The sequence below is a fragment of the Rosistilla ulvae genome, assembly GCF_007741475.1.
GTDB lineage: Bacteria > Planctomycetota > Planctomycetia > Pirellulales > Pirellulaceae > Rosistilla > Rosistilla ulvae.
In genome coordinates this window covers 2,747,558-2,768,348 of sequence record NZ_CP036261.1, presented here as the reverse complement: position 1 = coordinate 2,768,348, position 20,791 = coordinate 2,747,558, and the positions used below count along the sequence as shown (strand labels likewise).

15 protein-coding genes are annotated in these 20,791 nt (G+C 57.5%); 8 read left to right on the top strand and 7 right to left on the bottom strand.

Annotated elements, in window-relative coordinates:
• The first annotated feature begins 27 nt into the window (after positions 1-27).
• From EC9_RS09915 to uvrB, 4 genes are all read left to right on the top strand, one after another.
• Positions 28-567, top strand: a complete 540-nt coding sequence (locus EC9_RS09915) for a methylated-DNA--[protein]-cysteine S-methyltransferase (protein ID WP_218934706.1) — start codon at positions 28-30, stop codon at positions 565-567.
• Positions 568-696: 129 nt separating this feature from the next.
• Positions 697-828: a hypothetical protein gene (locus EC9_RS27150; RefSeq protein WP_261342924.1), complete on the top strand. Its 132-nt coding sequence runs from the start codon at positions 697-699 to the stop codon at positions 826-828.
• 334 nt (positions 829-1,162) lie between these two features.
• Positions 1,163-1,369, top strand: coding sequence for a small basic protein (locus EC9_RS09910; RefSeq protein ID WP_145344562.1), 207 nt, complete (start codon positions 1,163-1,165; stop codon positions 1,367-1,369).
• Between the two features lie 463 nt (positions 1,370-1,832).
• Entirely contained in the window at positions 1,833-3,935 is a 2,103-nt protein-coding gene (gene uvrB / locus EC9_RS09905) for an excinuclease ABC subunit UvrB (RefSeq protein WP_145344559.1), read from the top strand.
• Positions 3,936-3,982: 47 nt separating this feature from the next.
• On the opposite strand, the gene EC9_RS09900 is transcribed toward uvrB, so the two are convergent.
• Positions 3,983-5,554 carry a protein adenylyltransferase SelO gene (locus EC9_RS09900; protein ID WP_145344556.1) on the bottom strand — a complete coding sequence of 524 codons (1,572 nt, stop codon included), beginning with the start codon at positions 5,552-5,554 and terminating at the stop codon, positions 3,983-3,985.
• A gap of 385 nt (positions 5,555-5,939) precedes the next feature.
• On the opposite strand from EC9_RS09900, the gene katG reads away from it, so the two are divergent.
• Positions 5,940-8,303: a catalase/peroxidase HPI gene (katG, locus tag EC9_RS09895; protein ID WP_315852323.1), complete on the top strand. Its 2,364-nt coding sequence runs from the start codon at positions 5,940-5,942 to the stop codon at positions 8,301-8,303.
• Between the two features lie 725 nt (positions 8,304-9,028).
• On the opposite strand, the gene EC9_RS09890 is transcribed toward katG, so the two are convergent.
• Both EC9_RS09890 and EC9_RS09885 read right to left on the bottom strand, forming a co-directional pair.
• Positions 9,029-10,432, bottom strand: coding sequence for a DUF1501 domain-containing protein (locus EC9_RS09890; protein WP_145344553.1), 1,404 nt, complete (start codon positions 10,430-10,432; stop codon positions 9,029-9,031).
• A 10-nt stretch (positions 10,433-10,442) separates the two neighbouring features.
• Positions 10,443-13,487 carry a PSD1 and planctomycete cytochrome C domain-containing protein gene (locus EC9_RS09885; RefSeq protein ID WP_145344550.1) on the bottom strand — a complete coding sequence of 1,015 codons (3,045 nt, stop codon included), beginning with the start codon at positions 13,485-13,487 and terminating at the stop codon, positions 10,443-10,445.
• A gap of 215 nt (positions 13,488-13,702) precedes the next feature.
• On the opposite strand from EC9_RS09885, the gene EC9_RS09880 reads away from it, so the two are divergent.
• Complete coding sequence (locus EC9_RS09880; protein WP_145121396.1) at positions 13,703-14,284, top strand: TetR/AcrR family transcriptional regulator; 582 nt, start codon at positions 13,703-13,705, stop codon at positions 14,282-14,284.
• Between the two features lie 24 nt (positions 14,285-14,308).
• Here the strand turns inward: EC9_RS09880 and EC9_RS09875 are convergent, their stop codons facing one another.
• The 3 genes from EC9_RS09875 to map all read right to left on the bottom strand — a co-directional run bounded on the left by EC9_RS09875 (position 14,309) and on the right by map (position 16,984).
• Complete coding sequence (locus EC9_RS09875) at positions 14,309-14,800, bottom strand: HD domain-containing protein (protein ID WP_145344547.1); 492 nt, start codon at positions 14,798-14,800, stop codon at positions 14,309-14,311.
• Between the two features lie 772 nt (positions 14,801-15,572).
• Complete coding sequence (locus tag EC9_RS09870) at positions 15,573-16,151, bottom strand: YdeI/OmpD-associated family protein (RefSeq protein ID WP_145344544.1); 579 nt, start codon at positions 16,149-16,151, stop codon at positions 15,573-15,575.
• 80 nt (positions 16,152-16,231) lie between these two features.
• A complete protein-coding gene (map, locus tag EC9_RS09865; RefSeq protein ID WP_145344542.1) occupies positions 16,232-16,984 on the bottom strand; it encodes a type I methionyl aminopeptidase in 753 nt (250 codons plus the stop codon).
• Between the two features lie 461 nt (positions 16,985-17,445).
• Between map and EC9_RS09860 the strand changes: the two genes are divergently transcribed.
• Together EC9_RS09860 and EC9_RS09855 are read left to right on the top strand one after the other, a co-directional pair.
• A complete protein-coding gene (locus tag EC9_RS09860) occupies positions 17,446-17,832 on the top strand; it encodes a group II truncated hemoglobin (RefSeq protein WP_145344539.1) in 387 nt (128 codons plus the stop codon).
• Positions 17,833-17,920: 88 nt separating this feature from the next.
• Entirely contained in the window at positions 17,921-18,787 is an 867-nt protein-coding gene (locus EC9_RS09855; RefSeq protein ID WP_145344536.1) for an alpha/beta hydrolase, read from the top strand.
• 732 nt (positions 18,788-19,519) lie between these two features.
• Here EC9_RS09855 and EC9_RS09850 read toward each other — a convergent pair.
• A complete protein-coding gene (locus EC9_RS09850; protein WP_145344533.1) occupies positions 19,520-20,632 on the bottom strand; it encodes an alpha/beta hydrolase family protein in 1,113 nt (370 codons plus the stop codon).
• Positions 20,633-20,791 lie beyond the last annotated feature (159 nt).

Sequence of the window (20,791 nt, the reverse complement as noted above, 5' to 3'; positions counted from 1 at the left end):
AATACCTTCCGCGGAGCCCCGGATCTCTTGAAGTTGCTACCGATCGAATCTGCAGGTCTTTGCAAAACGCCACTCGGCGTTTTGCTGCACCAATGGACTGCGGAGGGTTTGTTTCGCGTCGAGCTGTTTGCCGACGCGACCTCCCCCAAGATCCAAGCAGCCCTGAATACGCCCCAGCCAGCGGCAACCGCTGAAGCCGGCCGATTCGCCTCTCGGATCGACGACTATTTTGCCGGCAATCCGACTTCGTTTGCAGACATCCGGATCGATCCGTCCGGCTGGACAGCCTTCAACACCGCTGTCTACCGCGCCTGCCGCGAAGTGCCGCCAGGAGCGACGATCAGCTACAAAGAACTCGCCCGCCGCGCCGGACGTCCCGCCGCGGCCCGCGCCGTGGGTCAGGCGATGGCCCGTAACCGGATTCCGATCGTGATCCCGTGCCACCGCATCGTTGGCAGCAGCGGTCGGTTGACCGGATTTTCAGCTGACGGGGGGATCGATACCAAACGCTGGTTGCTCGATCGGGAGAGTGGTCGATCGCTGTTCGAGATCGATCCTTCGGCTTAACAGTGGCTGCAAACGGAACCGAGTGACGGAACCGACCAACGCTAGCTAGACGAGAACGTACGCCGTCAGGATTGATGTCATCAACATCATCAGGGCGAGCAGCCACCATTTGCGGGGCGGATTCAGCCGATGTTCGCTCGCCAACTGGCGTACCGCCAATCGAGCGGTCTCGACGTCGGCCCCGGTTTCTTCGCAACATGCAACAACGGCATCATGCCAATTGCCTTGCTGAAGAAGATGAAGCACAAGATCCTTCTGTGAATCCGTCATAAAATTATCGTGAATCGAAGGTGGGAGAACCGATGCTAGGTGCAACAAACTCTAGGCGAAGGCCAATTTGAACGGAATTCGTCGCGATGCGATCATTGCATCCGCGGCAAATCCCTGGCTCGGGGCACAAAACATTTGGGTATTTTAGGAGGGGCAGGGTGGATTCGCTAGCCCTGACACAAATTCTCGCCAGCAATTGCTGCGTTGAGGTTGTTATTTCCGTAATATCCCCATAGATTATCCCCCAGAGCGCAGCGCAAAAGCGATCGCGAAACCCGTAAACTAAATTTTAACCTGCATTTAAAACGTCGGAGTGTCACCTCCCATGACAATGGATAAAAGCCTGAAGGTTCAGGCCGGAGCGATCAAGAGTCGCAATGTTCTCACCCGTGCCGAACGTATCTCGCGGTTGCAAGAACTCGACAAGTGGACGGATGACTCGAATGTCGTGGGCATGCCCAAAGTCCGCGTGCAGAAGGTTTCGCTGAAGAAAAAGAAGAAGGTCAAGAAAGAAGACGACAAGAAGAAGTAGTCTTCCGCCTTTGCAAGGGCCCCTCCTTCGGCCCCAATCCAACATACAAAAAACGGTTCGCTCTGCTCGAACCGTTTTTTTCGTGCGCAGATCGCTCACTTCGTCGCCCCGCCTCAATAACACCACCGCGACTTCTCGGCCTCGCGATCACACGATCGCCCCCACCGATGGCGTGGGCGAAGCAACAGGTCACGTTGTGTCCGATGCTCCTACCGGCCCGACGCCATCGCTCCGCGACCTGTATCGGGGCTAATCACTTTTTCAAACTGCAGCGTTGCAGGAAATGGTAACCCGCAGCGTAAGCGAGGAATTCACACGGCGCCTCAGCTTACGCATCGGGTTACCAAGAAGGCCTAAATTGAAACACTGAATAGCTCCGCGACCTGTTATTGCCCGGCTGGGCAAGGGGTACGTTGTGGGTGAGAATGGGAAGATTCAAAAATCGGCTACGTGGGGGATCGTCATGAAGACCAAACAGCTGGCACCGGCAAATTTTCATCTCGCCAGCCCCTTCCCCCCTGCAGGCGATCAGCCTCGCGCGATCGAAGCGTTGGTCAACGGCCTGCACGGCGGCAAGCAGCACCAGGTGCTGATGGGGGTCACCGGATCGGGCAAGACCTACACGATGGCGAACGTCATCCAAGAGATGAAGCGGCCGACGTTGGTGCTCAGCCACAACAAGACCTTGGCCGCCCAGCTCTATTCGGAATTCAAAGAGTTCTTCCCCGAGAACGCCGTCCACTATTTCGTCAGCTATTACGACTACTATCAGCCCGAAGCCTACATCCCGCAGCGCGATGTCTATATAGAAAAGGACTCGTCGATCAACGAAGAGATCGACCGCCTGCGGTTGGCATCGACCAGTTCGTTGATCAGCCGCCGCGACGTGATCATCGTCGCCAGCGTCTCGAGCATCTATGGTCTCGGTTCGCCGCAGGACTACAAAGAGATGGTCGTCCGGATGAAGGTGGGGGAATCGTTCGATCGCGACGCGCTGTTGCTGCGGTTGATCGACATTCAATACAGCCGCAACGATGTAAATTTCGAGCGCAGCAAGTTCCGCGTCCGCGGCGACTGTATCGAACTGTGGCCCAGTTACGAAGAATTTGCCCTGCGGATCGAGATGTGGGGGGATGAGATCGAACAGATCTCGATGATTCGGCCGGTCTCGGGCGAGATCATCGGCCGCACCGACGAAGTCTATGTCTACCCGGCGAAACACTTTGTGATGCCTGAAGACCGGATCGCCGCGGCGATCGAATCGCTCCAGCAAGAACTCGAGGAGCAGCTGGAGAAGATGAAAGGGCAAGGCAAATTGCTCGAGGCGCAACGTTTGTCGGCGAGGACTCGCTTCGACCTGGAGATGATGCAAGAGGTTGGCCATTGTCCCGGCATCGAAAACTACAGCCGTCCGCTGTCGGGCAAACCGCCCGGCGCGACGCCCGATACGTTGTACGACTATTTCCCCAAGGACTTTCTCGTTTTTGTCGACGAATCGCACGTCACCATCCCGCAGATCCGAGCGATGTTTGCGGGCGATCAAAGCCGCAAGAACACGTTGGTCGAACACGGCTTCCGGTTGCCCAGTGCGCTCGATAATCGTCCGCTGAAGTTTGACGAGTGGGAACAGAAATCGGGCCAAACCATTTTTGTTTCCGCCACGCCCAGCGATTACGAATTGGATCAGACCCATGGCGAAGTGGTCGAGCAATTGATCCGCCCCACGGGCTTGCTCGATCCGTTAGTCGAAGTCCTGCCGGCTCATGGGCAGGTGAATCATTTGGTTGGAGAGATCCGCAAGCGAGCGGCGGTGGATGAACGCGTGCTTGTCACAGCGCTCACCAAGCGGCTGGCCGAAGATCTTTCCAGCTACTTCCAGGAACAAGGTCTCCGTTGCCGCTGGTTGCACAGCGAATTGAATGCCTTCGAACGGGTCGATCTCCTAAAAGAACTGCGCGAAGGGAAGTTCGACGTGCTGGTCGGCGTCAACCTGCTCCGCGAAGGCCTCGATTTGCCCGAGGTCTCGTTGGTCGCGATTTTGGACGCCGACAAGGAGGGCTTCTTGCGCAGCGAGACCAGCCTGATCCAAACCATCGGTCGCGCCGCGCGAAACGCCAACGCCCGCGTGATTCTGTACGCCGACAAGATCACCAAATCGATGCGGCTAGCGATCGACGAAACCGCTCGCCGTCGCGAGATCCAAGAAACGTTTAATCGAGAGCACGGGATCACGCCGACAACGGTCAAACGGAACATCAAATCGGGAATCGATGCCGCCGCGAAACAGCATCGCGACACGACCGCGGCCGCCCAGGAACCAACCGAAGGCCGCTACGTCACGCTCGAATACATTGCCGAATTGGAGGCGGAGATGCTCGCCGCCGCCGAAGAGCTAGAATTCGAACGGGCCGGGGCGTTACGCGATCGGATCGATAGCCTCAAGGGACAGGTCGGCAAACGATTGGTCGAATCGGAACCCGACCAGGAATCGAGCGGGAAATCGGGGCGAGGGCGCCGCAAAAAAGGGGCTGGTCGCCGAAGCGTGCCACGCCCTAAAAAGGGATGACGATCCGATAGCGTCGCCCCCCTCGGAGCTGCGAATAATCGACGGAACTACGAACTGCACGAAAGCATCGAACATCCGACCTTATCGCGGGCCCAGTCGGGCCGCTTGGCAAACCAGTTTTCGTGCTCCGGTTGCTCGGCGTAGGGCGTCTTCAACAGTTCGTACAGTTCGTGAATCAACGAGACGTCGCCGGCGGTCGCTTTGTCGATCGCCATTTGCGCCATGTAGTTCCGTAGCACGTACTTCGGATTCACGCCATTCATGCGACGGGCGCGATCGGCATCGGACGGCTCGCTCGCTTGCAAACGCTGCACGTACGCGGTGAACCAACTTCGCCATCGCTCCAAAACCTCCCCGGATAATTCCGCGGGAGCGTAAAACGCGTCGGCGATCGGCTCCAGAAAATCAATCCCTTCGCCGATCGCGTGCTCCCGCCCGACCGACGCTAATCGGCGGAAGAAGATCGTCATATCGGTCTCGGTCAAATGCAGCAGTTGTTCCAGGTCTTCGAACAGCGTTTCGTCGCCATCGATCGGTTCATCCAGGCCCAGTTTTGCCGCCATCATCGCAGCGTATTGGACCGGAAACGCCGTTTGAAATTCCGCCAATACCTCGCGCAACGGTTCCGCATCGCCGACCAACGGCACAAGCGCGCTGGCCAGCTGAGCGAGGTTCCAGAGGGCGATCTGCGGCTGGTTGCCGTAGCGATAGCGCCGTTGTTGGCGATCGGTCGTGTTGGGAGTCCAGGCGTGATCGTAACCCTCCAGCCAACCGTAGGGTCCGTAATCGATCGTCGCACCATGGATCGACATGTTGTCGGTATTCATCACTCCGTGGACGAAACCGACTCGCTGCCAATCGATGATCATCGCCAAGGTCCGCTGAGTGACTTGACGGAAGAATTCGACATAGCCCGCCTCGCCCGTAGCGATCTCGGGAAAGTAATGTTGGATCGTGTAATCGGCCAATTGACGCAATAGATCGTGTTCGCCACGCGACGCCAGGATTTGGAAGCTTCCGAAGCGAATGAAGCTAGGTGCGACGCGGCAGACGACGGCGCCCGGTTCATACTCCGGATGACCGTCGTACATTACATCGCGCAGCACCGCGTCGCCGGTTGTGATCAACGACAACGATCGCGTCGTCGCGACGCCCAAGTGGTACATCGCTTCGCTGCACAGATGCTCGCGAAGCGACGACCGCAGCACCGCCAGACCGTCGGCGGTCCGAGAGTACGGCGTTTCGCCGGCCCCTTTCAACTGCAACATCCAGTGTCGGTCATCGTGCTTCACCTCCGCGATGTTGATCGCCCGGCCGTCTCCCAACTGCCCCGCCCACGATCCAAACTGATGCCCGCCGTAACACATCGCATACGGATCGGCTCCGTCGGGAACCACAGCCCCGCTGAAGACGCGGGCAAACATCTCCGACTGTATATCGTCGGCATTTAATCCGATCATTGCGGCAACGTCGGGGGCGGCGTGCAGCAGCTGTGGCTTCGATGGCACGCGCGGCGTGACGTACGAAAACGCGGCCTGATGAACTTGACGTCGCCGGTTGGAACGATCGGGATCAGCGGGCAGTTCATGGATGAAGCGATCGTCGATCGGCAGATGCATGGGGAAGTTCTTTTCTGTTGACGTTGGCTTGGTGGGGCGAGTTCGCAGATCGACCGATAAGGCCCACGCCGATCGAACGAGCGACGGAGGTGCCCCCACCATACCAGAGGCGCTCCGAAAACGAGACCCGACCGCTCCTCCGCCCCCGTCCTCTAATGGGGGAGATCATTGTACGGCGTACCACGGAATCCTATGGTAAAGGGTTGCGTTCATACGTCCCAAGGCAAGTCCTTGAATCCAATGCACGTAACACATGCCCGATATCCAGGGAATGCATTGGATGCATCGCTGGCATTCGCAGATACTTACTTAGGTCCATTGGACGACCGGCAGCCCTAACGCAAGACACGGTTGCACAAACCGCATCAACCTCAGGAGTGATCGAATGACCCAATCAATCTATTTTGCTTGTTTAATGACAAGCTTCGCCCTGCTCGGCATGGCAACCACCGGATTCGCCGAGGATCCACCGTCGGATGGTTCGTCGGGGGATAGTCTCAAGGGGATTCAAAAATGCCCGGTGATGAGCCCGCCGATCGATCCCAGTGCGCGGCACACCGCTGCGGGGGCGTATTCCAACGGCGACTGGTGGCCCAATCAATTGAACCTGCAGATCCTGCATCAGAATTCGGTGAAGAGCAATCCGATGGGGGATGGGTTTGATTACGCGGCGGAATTTAAGAGTCTCGATCTCGACGCGTTGAAGAAGGACATCACGACGTTGCTGACGACGTCGCAGGATTGGTGGCCAGCCGATTACGGGCATTATGGACCGTTGTTCATCCGCATGGCTTGGCACAGTGCGGGGACCTATCGCGTAGCCGATGGTCGCGGCGGTGCCGGTTATGGGACGCAGCGCTTCGCGCCGCTGAACAGCTGGCCCGATAACGCCAGCTTGGACAAGGCACGTCGTCTGCTGTGGCCGATCAAACAGAAGTATGGCAAAAAAATCTCTTGGGCCGATCTGATGGTCCTGACCGGGAACTGTTCGCTCGAATCGATGGGCTTGAAGCCAATCGGGTTCGCCGGTGGACGCGAGGACGTCTGGGAACCACAACAAGATATCAACTGGGGCCCCGAGACGACGTGGTTGGGCGACAAGCGGTACCATGGCGATCGCGAGTTGGAAAATCCGTTGGCCGCGGTCCAGATGGGACTGATCTACGTGAATCCCGAGGGGCCCAACGGCAAGCCTGATCCGTTGGCGGCAGCACACGACATCCGCGAAACGTTCGCTCGGATGGCGATGAACGATGAAGAAACCGTCGCCTTGATCGCCGGTGGGCACACGTTTGGCAAAGGTCACGGCGCGGCCGATCCTAGTAAATATGTAGGCCCCGAACCCGAAGCGGCGGGACTGGAAGAACAGGGCCTCGGCTGGAAGAACTCTTTCGGCAAGGGGAACGCTGAGGATACGATCACCAGCGGTTTGGAAGGAGCTTGGAGTACGACGCCGACCGAGTGGTCGAACAGCTATTTCGACAACTTGTTCGACTACGAATGGGAGTTGACCAAGAGTCCCGCTGGTGCGCATCAGTGGACGCCGAAGGACAAATCGGCCGAGGGAACCGTTCCCGACGCGCACGACCCTAACAAATCGCACGCGCCGATCATGTTCACGACCGACCTGTCGCTGAAGCTGGATCCGATCTACGGACCGATCTCCAAGCGGTTCCACGAAAATCCCGATCAGTTTGAGAAGGCGTTCGCCAACGCTTGGTACAAGTTGACGCATCGCGACATGGGCCCCGTTTCGCGATGCTTGGGACCTGAGGTCGCCCCGCCGCAATTGTGGCAGGATCCGGTTCCCGCGGTCGATCATGCTTTGATTGGCGAAGCGGAGATCGCACAACTGAAGAAGAACTTGCTCGACTCTGGACTTTCGATCTCCGAATTGATGGAGACCGCATGGGCCTCCGCCTCCACCTTCCGCGGCAGCGACAAGCGTGGCGGTGCCAATGGCGCTCGGATCCGCTTGGCTCCGCAGAAGGATTGGGCGGTCAACCAACCGGCGGAACTCGCCAAGGTTTTGAAGACGTTGGAAAAAGTCCAACAGGACTTCAACGGAAATCAATCGGGTGACAAGCGGGTTTCGCTGGCTGATCTGATCGTGTTGGGCGGTGTCGCTGCGGTCGAACAAGCGGCCAAGAACGGCGGACAGGAAGTGCAGGTTCCGTTTTATCCGGGGCGCACCGATGCGACCGATGAACAGACCGATGTCGAAGCGTTTGCTGTTCTGGAACCTAAGGCTGATGGCTTCCGCAACTACTACGGTCATACGCTCGACCGCCCCGCAGCGGAATTGTTGGTCGACCGAGCGAACTTGTTGACGTTGACGGCCCCCGAGATGACTGCGTTGGTTGGCGGGATGCGTGTGTTGAACGTGAACGCCGACAACTTGAAGTTGGGCGTGTTTACCAAACAGTCCGATACGTTGTCGAACGATTTCTTCGTGAATCTGTTGGACATGGACACGGTTTGGAAGAAGTCGCCGATGTGTGAACACTTCTTCGAAGGACGCGACCGAGAGAGTGGTGAACTGCGTTGGCAGGCGAGCGCCGTCGATCTGGTCTTCGGTTCGAACTCGCAACTGCGAGCGATCGCCGAAGTTTACGCCAGCGAAGACGCGAAGCAGAAGTTCGTCCACGACTTCGCAGCGGCTTGGTCCAAGGTGATGAACCTCGATCGATTTGACCTCGATCGCGAACAACGCAGTGGAACGCAAGTCGCTCTCGTCGGCGGGCGCTAAACGTTCCCGATCGCAAACGGTCCGCGCCACGTGCGCGGACCGTTTTTATTTTGACTTAGCTCTCGCAGTTGGCAGCTTGTTATACGTGCTGGGTAGTTCTGAAAAAGTTTGATGTCGCAGTGTTAAGATTGGCAGAATGATGGGGGCAGAATAATGATGCGCGACAAATCATTCTGCCAACGTTCGCTCTGTCCGGGGCATCTGGCGGAGAGTTATTTGCAGAAGGGATTTCAGAACCTTTGAAGGAAACAATTTTAAGATTGGCAGAATGATGAGGGCAGAATAATAATGCGCGGCGAATCATTCTGCCAGCGAATCATTCTGCCAGCGTACGCTCTGTCCGGGGCATCTGACGGAGAGTTATTTGCAGAAGGGATTTCAGAACATTTGAAGGAAACAATTTTAAGATTGGCAGAATGATGAGGGCAGAATAATTAATGCGCGGCGAATCATTCTGCCAGCAATCATTCTGCCAGCGTACGCTCTGTCCTGGGCATCTGGGCGAAAGTGATTTTTGCAGCAGGGATTTTAGAACATCTGAATGAGCCAATTTTTAGATTGGCAGAATGATCGGGGCAGAATAATAATGCGCGGCCAATCATTCTGCCAGCAATCATTCTGCTTAGATCATTCTGCTTAGATCATTCTGCTTAGATCATTCTGCTTAGATCCCCCGCTGCAAACGAAACCGAGTTCTGAACCCGGCAGTAACAAACGCAGCGGCGTCAACTCAAAATGTCTTTCACGACATGGGCTTCTTCGACGCCTGTCAGTTTGAAGTCGAGGCCTTGGAATTTGTAGGTGAAGCGGTGGTGATCGATTCCTAACATGTGCAGCATCGTAGCGTGGAAGTCGCGGACGTGGACTTTGTTCTCGACTGCGTTGTATCCGAAGTCGTCGGTCGCGCCGTAAGTTGTTCCGCCGCGGACACCGCCGCCGGCCAGCCAGATCGAAAAGCCTTTGATGTGATGATCGCGGCCACTTCCCTGCGCCATCGGTGTTCGGCCGAATTCGCCTCCCCATACGATCAGCGTCTCGTCCAACATTCCACGCTGCTTCAGATCTTGCACAAGCGCCGTTGTCCCTTGATCGACAAGCGATGCCGTCTTGGCAACTCCCGCTTTCACTCCGCCGTGATGGTCCCAGCCGCGATGATACAGTTGGATAAAGCGGACGCCGCGCTCGGCCAAACGGCGAGCCAACAAACAATTGCTGCCAAACGATCCATCGCCGGGCGTGCAGCCGTACATCTCGATCGTCTTCTGGGATTCGTCCGACATGTCGGTCAATTCGGGGACCGATGCTTGCATCCGGAACGCCATCTCGTAGGTCTTGATCCGCGTCGCAATCTCGGGATCGTCCAAGACCTCGTTGCGATGTGAATCGATCCGCGCGATCGCGTCGACGATCTCTTTCTGTTGGCTCGGTCCAACACCCGCCGGATTGCCGACGTAATGAACCGGGTTCCCCGTCGCGTGCAGCTGCACTCCCTGGTGCTGGCTCGGTAGAAAACCGGAATGCCACTGCCGGGAACTGATCGGTTGCGATTGACCTCCTCCTTCGCTAGTCAACACGATGTAGCCGGGCAGGTTCTGCGTTTCCGCACCAAGGCCATACAGCACCCACGATCCCATCGACGGTCGACCGCTGATCGCCGTGCCGGTGTTGAAGAATGTATGAGCCGGGTCGTGGTTGATCTGTTCGGTGTGCATCGATTTGATCACGCACATCTCGTCTGCCAGTTTCCCCATGTGCTTGAAAATCGACGTCATCTCCAGCCCCGATTTCCCCTGCCGGACAAACGGATGTTGGGGCCCCATCACCTTGAGCGCCCGGTTTTGCAGCTGAGCGATCGGCTGTCCCGCGGTCAACGACTCCGGCATCGGCTGGCCGTCGAGTCGCGCAAGTTCCGGTTTGTTGTCAAACGTTTCCAGATGGCTCGGTCCACCCGCCATGCATAGATGGATCACCCGTTTGATCCTTGGCCGATGGTGAGGCACGTCTGCCAGCGTCGCCGCGCCGGCGTCGCTATCGAGCAACGATGCCAGCGCGACTGAGCCGAGGCCAACGCGACGCAAAAACGTTCGGCGAGCCAGCATATTGTCGTTGGAACGGAAAGGATGGTTCATAGCTTCGACTCTAATACCGAGTGATTGTTTCGTTGAGGTTTAACAGCACGCGGGCCACGCTGATCCAAGCGGCCAGTTCCCCGGTGTCGAGCGTATCGGGAACGGGAGCCTTCCCGTGGGCGACCATTTGTTGGGCTTGGTCGAGGTTGCCGGCAAAGTGCTCGTAGTGGCTGGCGTAGAGTTTTTCAAGCTCTTGTCGGACGAAGGGATCGGCGTCGCGGAGCACAGTTTGGCGGTAGGCCCAATCGATACGATCAGCGACCGCTCCATCGGATTCACGCATGATCCGAACGGCAAAGGCGCGGGCGGCTTCGACAAAACTCGGGTCGTTCAACAGCGTTAACGCTTGTAGCGGCGTGTTGGATCGCGATCGCATCGCCGTGCATTCCTCGCGGCTGGGAGCATCGAAGGCCTTGAGCATCGGATGCAGAAACGTTCGCTGCCAGTGCGTGTAGACACCTCGCCGATATTGATCGGGGCCATCGTCGGCGACGTACGTTCGTCGTGGGAAATTCAGCTGAGCGTAATAGCCCGCCGGTTGATACGGTTTGCTGCTGGGGCCTCCCACCTTTTCGACCAACAGCCCGCTGATCATTAGGTTGGTATCGCGAACCATTTCGGCACTGATCCGAAACCGACCTTGGCGAGCAAACAGATCGTTGTAGGGATCTTGGGCACGCAGAGCGGCGGACGGTTTGGACGATTGTCGGTAAGTCGCGCTGCGAGCGATCATCCGCAGCATCTGTTTTATGTCCCAGCCCGAATCGACAAACTCGACCGCCAGATAGTCCAACAGTTCGGGATGGCTGGGGAACGTTCCCTGGCCGCCGAAGTCGTCGACGCTGCTACAGATACCGCGGCCGAACATTAGATACCACAAACGGTTCACCATCGTCCGCGCGGTCGACACGTTCTCTGGCTCGCACATCCAATTGGCCAAGTCGAGTCGCGTGGCACGGCCTTCGGTTTCCAAGGTTCCTAGAAATTCGGGGATCGCCGGTTCGACGACTTCCCCCAATTCGTCCATCCAGTTCCCGCGGTGCAGGATTTTGATCGGCCGAGGCGTCACCGATTTGCTGATCGGCGTCGTGGTGATCGTTTTGGCAAACCCGTTGCGAGCGGCTGTGGCTCGGTCGACTTTCACCGACTGTTCGATATGCGCCGGGTGCGTGGCCAGGTAATGTTCACGCAATTGTTTTGTTTGTTCGTCGCTGCGGGAATCGGCAGGTGTTCGCAGTGCGGCGACGAGGTCGGGGGCCAGGGCGTCGGTGATTCGCGTCCCTGCGGAGTCCCAGTAGGCGGTTCCATCAAATTGAGTAAACGCCATTCCGTTGACGACGTCACCCGGCTTGAATCCGACGTCGGCCGCATCGACTTCCAGACGAATCCACTTCCCCGTTTCAGGCAGCTTCCCTTGGCGACGGTAGGCGAGGGAGATCTGTTTGGGATTGTTGCGCCCGTAGGAGATGGCGTCACTGCCCCAGACAGCGCGGTGGTTCCAATCGCCATCGTTCCACTGCAGCATGATCGCGACAGGTGGGGTTTCCGGATCCAAATAGACCCATCCGAACAACCGCGTCTTCGCCTGGATAGTGATCGTTTGTTTGGCGTTGATGAAGTAGTGCTGCGTCAATTTGTTGGCGACTTGTTTCCACGCAACCTCCCCCGACTGAACGGGACCGGTCGCGCCAGTCACCGCGTTCCAATCGCCGCTCAACGTCGCTGTCGGCGGCTGATCGTCGAGCCAGATTTCGACACCCTCATTCGGTTCTTCTGCTGTCTCTAAAGCTGCCGCTTCCCACTCCGCTTGCCCCGCTAAAAGCGAGCTTTGCAGTTCCGCCAGGTCTTGTTGGGCGCGATCGACTTGCTGATCCAACGCCGCCAATTGTTGACTCTCTTCGGTGGTAGGGACCGGGATCTGCGGCGGACGTTGGCGTGCACCGTATTTGCCTTGCTCTTGCAGGTCGGCGAAAAAAGCCCCCAACGCGTAGAAATCTTTGGCTGTGTAGGGATCGTATTTATGATCGTGGCATTGAGCGCATCCGACCGTTGCTCCCATGAAGACCTGCGACACATTGCGAACGCGGTCGGCGAAGTAGATCGCCAGGTATTCTTTCGGCTGGGCTCCTCCCTCTTCCGTCGTTTGGTTCAAGCGGTTGTAACCCGACGCGACGATTTGATCGAGCGTGGGATTGGGCAACAGGTCGCCCGCCAGTTGTTCTCGCACAAATTGGTCGTAGGGGAGATTGCGGTTGAAGGCGTTGATGACGTAGTCGCGGTAGGGGGACATCGAGACGTCTTGGTCGCCGTGGTATCCGACGGTGTCGGCGTAGCGAACCAGGTCCAACCAATAGATCGCCATCCGTTCGCCAAAGCGAGGCGAATCGAGCAGCTGGTCGATCAATTGTTCATACGCTTCGTTCGCCGGATTGCTAACAAACTGTTCGGCTTGCGCCCGCGTCGGTGGCATGCCAGTGAGGTCCAGGGCCAGCCGGCGGACCAATGTCACCGGATCGGCGGCGGGCGATGGTTCGACACCAACCTCGGCCAGCCGCGCAGCGATCCAGCTGTCGATCGCGTTGATGCCCCAGTTGTCGTCCTGAAGCGGAGGAAGCTCTGGGCGACGCAGAGGCGTGTAGGCCCAATGGACTTCGTATTCGGCTCCCTCATCGATCCAACGCTTCAGTAGCGCGATCTGCGATTCATCGAGCGGCTTGTGCAAAGCGGCTGGCGGCATCCGGAGATCGTCGTCTTCCGAAAGAACCCGCTCGATCACCTCGCTCGTCGCCGCATCCCCCGGGACGATTGCGGCCGCGACCGCTTGTTCGCGGACATCCAACCGTAGTCCGCCGGCGACCGTTTCGGCATCGGGGCCGTGACAGGCGAAGCAGCGATCGGAGAGGATCGGTCGGATGTCGCGATTGAAGGAGATCGGCTGCGGTTCGGCCGACCGAACTTCAGCCGCCGCCAATAGAACCGCGATGCAAAGGAAGAACCAACGGCAATGGGGAATGCCACGTCGGAGAGACTTCTGGCATAGGCTGCGGATATTCATCGGTCACAGTCGCAGGTAGGGCGGGGGCGGAAGGGGCGAGCGAACAGCAAGGGGGTTGAGTTTGATTTTAACCGGTTTCCGCGGGGAATGCGCGCTCCGCTGTCGGTAATTCCTGTATGAAATGGAATTGGCGATTGCCGACCATTTCATTTGACCGATAGGTCCAAACAATGTACATTTGAGTGGTGAATTAGGTGAGCGTTGGGAGATCGGCCATGCCTTGGGAAAAATCATTCGACGAAGCGGAGGTGCTCGATAAAGCGATGCATGTCTTCTGGGAGAAGGGTTATGCATCGACATCGATCACCGATCTGACGACGGCAACCGGTATCCAACGGGGCAGTCTCTACAACGCCTTTTCCGGCAAACAGGAACTCTTCGTCCGCTCGCTGTTGAAATACGATACCGAGCAACGTCGAACGCTGATCCAGAAATTGGAACGGATGGACGACCCGCTAAAAGCGTTTAAGTTCCTGTTCGACGCGATCGTCAAGCAGTCGCTGTCCGATCCGAAGAAGAAGGGCTGCTTTCTGATCAACACGTCGCTGACGCTGGGGGATCACGACGCGGCCGCTCAGAAAATTGTCGGCACCTCGCTGCGCGAATTCACTGAATTCTTCGAGCAACAGATAAAACTAGGGCAGCAGCGAAAGCAGATCCCAAAATCGGTCGATCCCGAACCAACCGCCCGCACGCTCTTTGCCCTCTTGGTCGGCATGCGGGTCATGGCCCGCGGCAGTTTTGATAAACCGGCGCTCCAACAGGTCGCCGACCAAGCGATGCGATTGGTGGCTTAGTGGGCCGTTGCCCGCTGGCGACGGTTACTCGCCAGCAATGATCGCATCGATCCGTTGCCACAGATCCTCACACAGCCCGTCGCGGTAGGCCGCCTTGCGGAAGGCCTCGTGTTCTCGACGGTACATTTCCAATTTGCCTGCGGCGTCGCGTTGTCCTTCCTGCAGGTTGGCAAGTCGGTCGGCCGCTTTGACCGTCAACGCCAACGTGTTGGTTGTGGCAGCGAGTTTTGCGTTGGTCTTCGCTTTACGCACGCTCCGCGTTTCGCCATCCTCGTCTGTCAGGATCGCAACGGTTTCCGCCATCGCCTGGCCGAAGCTCGCTTCGATTTCTTCAATCGTGGTCGCCGTATCTTCAACGGTATCGTGCAGGTAGGCAGCCACTGGCGCTTGGTCGCCAAACGGCTCGAGCAACGCTGCAACCGCGTCTAGATGGTACGAATACGGATGCTCGCCATATTGCTGACTGCCATGTGCCCGCAGTGCAAATTCCCGGGCGGCTTGTACGTTGGTGTGCATCGATCTCCTTTCGCGGAGGGTTGTCGTTTGGAACACGCGTCATATCGGACTGCGGCTTTGACAAACACGCATCCTACAAGAAGTCATCGCCCAGAGGAGGCGTTTGTTCGAGCACGGCGTGGTGGATTGGCGGGACGCGTGGGGCGTTGCCCACGCGGTTAAACGATTGGTGCGATGTTGGTTAGTTGGTTTAACCGTGTGCCCATCGGGCCGCGCGTTGGCGTTTGGTCGCCTTTCGCTCCGCGAAAGTGCGGTCGGTTTTACTAGCACGAAGCGCAAGCGAGTGAAGTCGCGACCGCCAAGAACCGAATCACTCGCTTGCGCTTCGTGCTGGTATTACCGCCCCAAGATTCGTTTAACCGCGTGCCCAGCGGGCCGCGCGTTTACCAGCACGCAGCGCTAGCGAGTGAATTCGCGACCGCCAAGAACCGAATCACTCGCTTGCGCTTCGTGCTGGTATTACCGCCCCCAAGATTCATTTAACCGCGTGCCCAGCGGGCCGCGCGTTTACCAGCACGCAGCGCTAGCGAGTGAATTCGCGACCATTGGATGGGATCACTCGCATGCGCTTCGTGCTGGTATTACCGCCCCCAAGATTCGTTTAACCGCGTGCCCAGCGGGCCGCGCGTTTACCAGCACGAAGCGCAAGCGAGTGAATTCGCGACCATTGGATGGGATCACTCGCTTGCGCTTCGTGCTGGTATTGCCGCCCCCAAGATTCGTTTGACGGCGGGACGCGCGGGGCGTTGCCGACGTGGTTAAACGAATTGCGCTATCGAATCGGTTTGCCCTCTTCTAGCATCCCGATATATTTGGCGATCCGTTTTTGCAGCGTCTCGGGCCGTTTGGCGGTTTGCAAATGGAAGCCGATCAGATAGAGGCTGGACTTGCTGAGTTTCTCGAACGCTTGGTTCGCTTTGGGGTTGCCGCGGAGCGCTGCCAAGAAGTCGTCGTGCATCACCATCTCGCTGGCCGGGGCGTAGGCAGCTTCCCAACGACCATCGGCTTGCGCGGCGCGGACGTGTGCTAATCCAGGTTCTTGCATCCGCCCCTCGGCGATCAAACGTTCGACATGTTCGCAGTTCCGCTTCGACCAATGGCTGCGCGGACGGCGAGGCGTCACGCGTTGCAGGTATGCCTTGTCGTCGAGCGACTTTTTGATGCCGTCGATCCAGCCCCAACAGAGCGACTCGATCACGGCTTCGGTCCAGTCGATCGACGGTATGCCGGTCGCTTTCTTGAAGAGCTTCAACCACAGTTCGGGTTCTGAATCATGGTTCGCCTGCAACCATGCGCCGTAGGCAGCTGGCGTTTCGAAGGATCGGATTCGTTGAGGATCGGGTTCAGGCATTGGTTTGCGATTGCAAAGGGGCGACGCTCGGGCGAGTGAGCTAACGCAAAGCGTTCAGGCGTTGTTAGTGATTGATCGATTTACGACTGAGAAAGCGTCGCAATGATGGGAGCACCACGAGTAACAATGATCGTGTGCTCAAATTGAGCGGAGAGGTTTTGGGGATGCCCGACAAGAGTCCAGCCGTCTTGGGCTTCGGAGACAAAGCTGCTGTGGGTCGAAAGAAACGGCTCGATGGCAATGACTTGGCCAGCTGTCAGCTTGCGGCTATCTCGATGATCACAATAGCTGACGATCCCATCGGGCTCTTCGTGGAGGCTGCGTCCGATTCCATGGCCGGCGAGATTTTTGATGACCTTAAATCCGTGTCGCTTCGCGGTTTTTTGAATCGCCGTTCCGATTCGATTGATCGGCGCCCCGGCTCGAGCTTCGGCGATCGCGCGGTGCAAGGCCTCTCCCGTCGCGTCGCACAATCGTGACTTGCGTTTGGCGATCGGTGGAACAACGATCGTACCGGCGGTATCGGCAAAGTAGCCGTCGAGTTCTGCGGCGACATCGACATTCACGATGTCGCCAGCCTGGATCACTCGGGGGCCCGGGATTCCATGGGCGGTCTCTTCATTAATGCTGATGCAGGTTGCACCTGGGAAGTCGTAAACCACGCGTGGTGCCGATTTCGCTCCGAAGCGGTCCAACATTTCGGCTCCAAAATCATCCAGTTCCGCCGTCGTTATTCCCGGCTCTACGGCGCCGAGCATGGCGTCGCGGACTTGAGCGACAACGCGGCCGGTCTTTAGGATCCCAGCGACATCCTGATCGTTTTCTACTGTCATCAAACTTCCTTCACTCTGTCATGCATTGGATCCCTATCCCCAGCCGAGCGGCGGCGATGAGGGGAATATAAATGAAAACGCCCGGCGTCGCTGCGGCTATGCATTCGGGGCGATTCATGGTTTCAGGCGTAGGAAACCATCGTTGATAGCTTTTCGACGGTCCGGTAGTTGCGTGCCGTCGCCATGACGCCAAGGTGTTTATCGGCGTTGGCGGCGAGCTTGGAACGGCCGATTCCATCGGGAGCGTGCAGATAAAGGACGCAATCGGTGATTTGATACCGTTCGCTGCCTTTCTTTGCGTTGTCGAGCGATCTGATCTCGATCGATTTCTATTGCTTGGCTTTTGAACGGACTTGCAAGCAACTGTTTAGGGCGGTTGCGGACAGTCCGATGCTCCGCTTAAAACCTGGGATTTGCCAGTCGCCGAATTGCTTTTTTGCTGCCCCCAGAGGACCAACACGATGGACGCCGAAACAACTTACAGCCAATTGGGCGGAGCCGACGGGGTGCGGCGGTTGGTCGATCGGTTTTACGATTTGATGGATGAACTGCCGGCGGCAGAGACGATTCGCAAGATGCATGCCGATGACATGAGCGAATCGCGCGACAAGCTTTTCAAATTCCTCTCGGGCTTTTTCGGCGGGCCGTCGCTGTATATCAAAGAATACGGCCACCCGATGCTCCGCGCCCGGCATATGCCCTTTTCGATCGGTCAGTCGGAACGGGACCAATGGCTGTTGTGCATGAACCAAGCGATCGACGAATTGGTTGAAGACATCCATCTCGCCGCGCAACTAAAACACTCCTTCTACCGAACCGCCGACCATATGCGGAATCGGCAGGAATAGGATCGCACGCCGTCCAAGCTCGCCGCGATGCAGTTACAATGGCGGGCAAATCTCTCCTGTTTCCCTCCCCTAGAAATCCGGCGGTGTTATGACACGATTGCTTGCGTTTGGTTTCGTTTTGAGTCTCTCGGTTTTCTGTTTCCTACAAACGTCAGCCGCCGAATCGCCCGACAAAATTGCGCTCTGGGCCGACGGGGCTCCCGGTTCGGTCGATCGAATGACCGAACCAGAGAAGGTGGAAGGGACCAACGTCAGCAACGTGCATCATCCCTCGATCACTCCCTATCTGCCCGCCGATGGTGAAGCGACAGGGACGGCGATCTTGATCGCCCCTGGCGGCGGCCACAAGAAGCTTTGCCTCGGACACGAAGGAGACGCGTTGGCGGAATGGTTTGCAGATCATGGGATCGCTGCGTTTGTGATGCGCTATCGTTTGTGCCGCGAACCCGATTCCCACTACACCTTGGAAGGTCATGCGATGGACGACACGCGTCGCGCGATCCGGACGGTGCGAGCCAATGCCAAGGCGTGGCATATCGATCCCAATCGGATCGGCATCGTCGGCTTTTCCGCAGGGGGAGAATTGGCCGCGTACGCAGCGATGCATCCCGAAGCTGGCGATCCGAAGAGCGACGATCCGATCGAACGTGTCAGCAGTCGGCCCGACTTTCAAGGACTGATCTATCCCGGCAAATCGGGGACCTTCACCGTCGAAGCCGGCATGCCGCCCGCCTTTATCGCATTTGGGTACCACGACCGCGAAGATATCGCTGTCGGAATGGCCAATGTTTATCTGCAATACAAGGCGGCTGGCGTTCCTTGCGAGATGCATGTCTACAGCAACGCGGGCCACGGTTTCGGCTTCCGCCCCGGCACCACTACCGCCGCCGGCGACTGGCCAAAGCGGCTTTGCGAATGGTTGGTCGACACGAAGCTGTTGAGCCAAAAACAATAAGCCCGCGAATCCTGGGACGCGATGGAGAAAAAGGTAAGCGGGTTTGAAGTCAAGATTTCGATCCTCCCGCGGAACGAGCTTAGCCGCCAAGCACCTTCCTTTGATCTAATTTGATTCGCAGGCATTCGTGCTATTTGCGGTCAAAACCCCAGTGCATTTCGGCGCCTGCGAATCACGCCAATCACGCGAAACTGACAACGTGATTGCGGAACAGAAGGGCGGGTTTGAAGTCAAGCTTTCAATCCTCTCGCGGAACGAGCTTAGCCGCCAAGCACCTTCCTTTGTTCCAATTTGCTTCGCGGGCATTCGTGTTATTCGCGGGCAAAAGCCCCGGTGCATTTAGTGGCCCGCGAATAACGCCAATCGACGCGAAACTGACAACGCGTTGGCGGAACAGGAGAGCGGGTTTGAAGTCAAACTTTCAATCCGCTCGCGGAACGAGCTTAGCCGCCAAGCACCTTCCTTTGTTCTAATTTGCTTCGCGGGCATTCGTGCTATTCGCGGGCAAAAGCCCCAGTCCATTTAGTGGCCCGCGAATCAGGCCAATCGACGCGAAACTGACAACGCGCTGGCGGAACAGGAGAGTCGAAGTCAAGATATCGATTCTCCCGTGGAACGACTCAACTTCTAAATCACCATCCATTGATGCGTTCCACTTCGTAGGCATTCGCTTGAATCGCAGCCCTGCGGCCTGAACCGCTGAGCATCGCGGGCCAGCGCGAACTTCATCGCCTAGCGCGATGTCGGTGCGCCGAAGTGTTGGCCGAGGAATTCGAGGGTCTTGTTGTTCGACCAGGCATGCCCACCGTCGAAGAAGTCTGCGGCGATGTTGTCAGGTTTGCCTAACAGCGTGTAGACCTGTTGCAGTGTATCGAAGCCTTCGCGAGCTCCGTCGATCGGAAAGATCGGGTCTTTCACGCCATTGATCAACAGTACGGGGCGCGGCGCGTAGAGTGCGACGACGTCGTCCATTTCCGCATATTGCATGATCCGCGGCAGACAATTGCAGATACAGTGCCGGATTGGAAAGATCGATGAGCGATAGGTCGAGAACGCGCCGCCAATCATCGCTAACTTGACGCGGTCGTCCAACACGGGCAGATACATCGACAGGGTGCCACCGCCGGAGAGGCCAGCGACGCCTATCTTCTCGGGATCGACTTCCCCTTCACGGCTCTGCAGAAAATCGATCACTCGCATCGCATCCCAACATCGCAAGCCTTGCGGAGTCATTCCCAACAACAGGGAATCCATCGTCATCTGAGTGCAGCTGCGACGAAGATTCTTTACTCCCGAGTCTTGATTGCCGGAGGTCTCGTTCCAGCCGCGGACATTGATCGCCGCGGTCACATAGCCATTTTTGGCCAGGTAGACGGCGTAGTCGAGTTGTCCGTCGCGGATCTTTGCTTCTTCCTTCTCCGTTTTCGCTTCACCGATATAAGGAACGATTCCACTGTGCCCGTGCAAGCAGACGATTGCGGGGAGCGGTGCGGCGCGTTGATGCGGGACAAAATAGTAGACCGGCGCCCAGTAGGCCGCTTCGGTGCGAACGTAGATCTTGTGCCGCGTGAAGGTTTCGAACTTCTTCTCTTCGGCCCATTTCACTTGCAACGGAACACGCTCGGGCATCTTGCCCAACAGGTCGACAACCACCTGCCGCAAATCCTGTTGCCATTGCTGATGCTGTGCCAGCGTTTCGGCTTGCCACCGCATCGCTGGCTTGGAACTGTCGGCCAGATGAGCGAAACTGCCATTGATCTGATGAGGAACTTTTGCCGCCGTTGGTTCCTCGGCATTCAGCACCCCCGCGATTCCCAAGTCTCGATCGTTGCCGAGGAAACTCATAGCAATCAACAAACATGCGGCAGCGCGCACGCTAAAGTAGGGCGTCCGATTCATGGAAAATCTTTCGGTGGGAGGCGTTCGGGCGGGAGTTCAAGTTCGAACCGTTTAAGCCCGATATCCTGACACGTTTGGCAATGACTTTCAAGTCGTTGCCGCGTT

Excerpts from the sequence above, each read along its gene's own strand:
- EC9_RS27150 (WP_261342924.1), top strand. The coding sequence starts at position 697 with ATGTTCGCTCGCCAACTGGCGTACCGCCAATCGAGCGGTCTCGACGTC.
- EC9_RS09910 (WP_145344562.1), top strand. The coding sequence starts at position 1,163 with ATGACAATGGATAAAAGCCTGAAGGTTCAGGCCGGAGCGATCAAGAGT.
- uvrB (WP_145344559.1), top strand. The coding sequence starts at position 1,833 with ATGAAGACCAAACAGCTGGCACCGGCAAATTTTCATCTCGCCAGCCCC.
- EC9_RS09900 (WP_145344556.1), bottom strand. The coding sequence starts at position 5,554 with ATGCATCTGCCGATCGACGATCGCTTCATCCATGAACTGCCCGCTGAT.
- katG (WP_315852323.1), top strand. The coding sequence starts at position 5,940 with ATGACCCAATCAATCTATTTTGCTTGTTTAATGACAAGCTTCGCCCTG.
- EC9_RS09890 (WP_145344553.1), bottom strand. The coding sequence starts at position 10,432 with ATGAACCATCCTTTCCGTTCCAACGACAATATGCTGGCTCGCCGAACG.
- EC9_RS09885 (WP_145344550.1), bottom strand. The coding sequence starts at position 13,487 with ATGAATATCCGCAGCCTATGCCAGAAGTCTCTCCGACGTGGCATTCCC.
- EC9_RS09880 (WP_145121396.1), top strand. The coding sequence starts at position 13,703 with ATGCCTTGGGAAAAATCATTCGACGAAGCGGAGGTGCTCGATAAAGCG.
- EC9_RS09875 (WP_145344547.1), bottom strand. The coding sequence starts at position 14,800 with ATGCACACCAACGTACAAGCCGCCCGGGAATTTGCACTGCGGGCACAT.
- EC9_RS09870 (WP_145344544.1), bottom strand. The coding sequence starts at position 16,151 with ATGCCTGAACCCGATCCTCAACGAATCCGATCCTTCGAAACGCCAGCT.
- map (WP_145344542.1), bottom strand. The coding sequence starts at position 16,984 with ATGACAGTAGAAAACGATCAGGATGTCGCTGGGATCCTAAAGACCGGC.
- EC9_RS09860 (WP_145344539.1), top strand. The coding sequence starts at position 17,446 with ATGGACGCCGAAACAACTTACAGCCAATTGGGCGGAGCCGACGGGGTG.
- EC9_RS09855 (WP_145344536.1), top strand. The coding sequence starts at position 17,921 with ATGACACGATTGCTTGCGTTTGGTTTCGTTTTGAGTCTCTCGGTTTTC.
- EC9_RS09850 (WP_145344533.1), bottom strand. The coding sequence starts at position 20,632 with ATGAGTTTCCTCGGCAACGATCGAGACTTGGGAATCGCGGGGGTGCTG.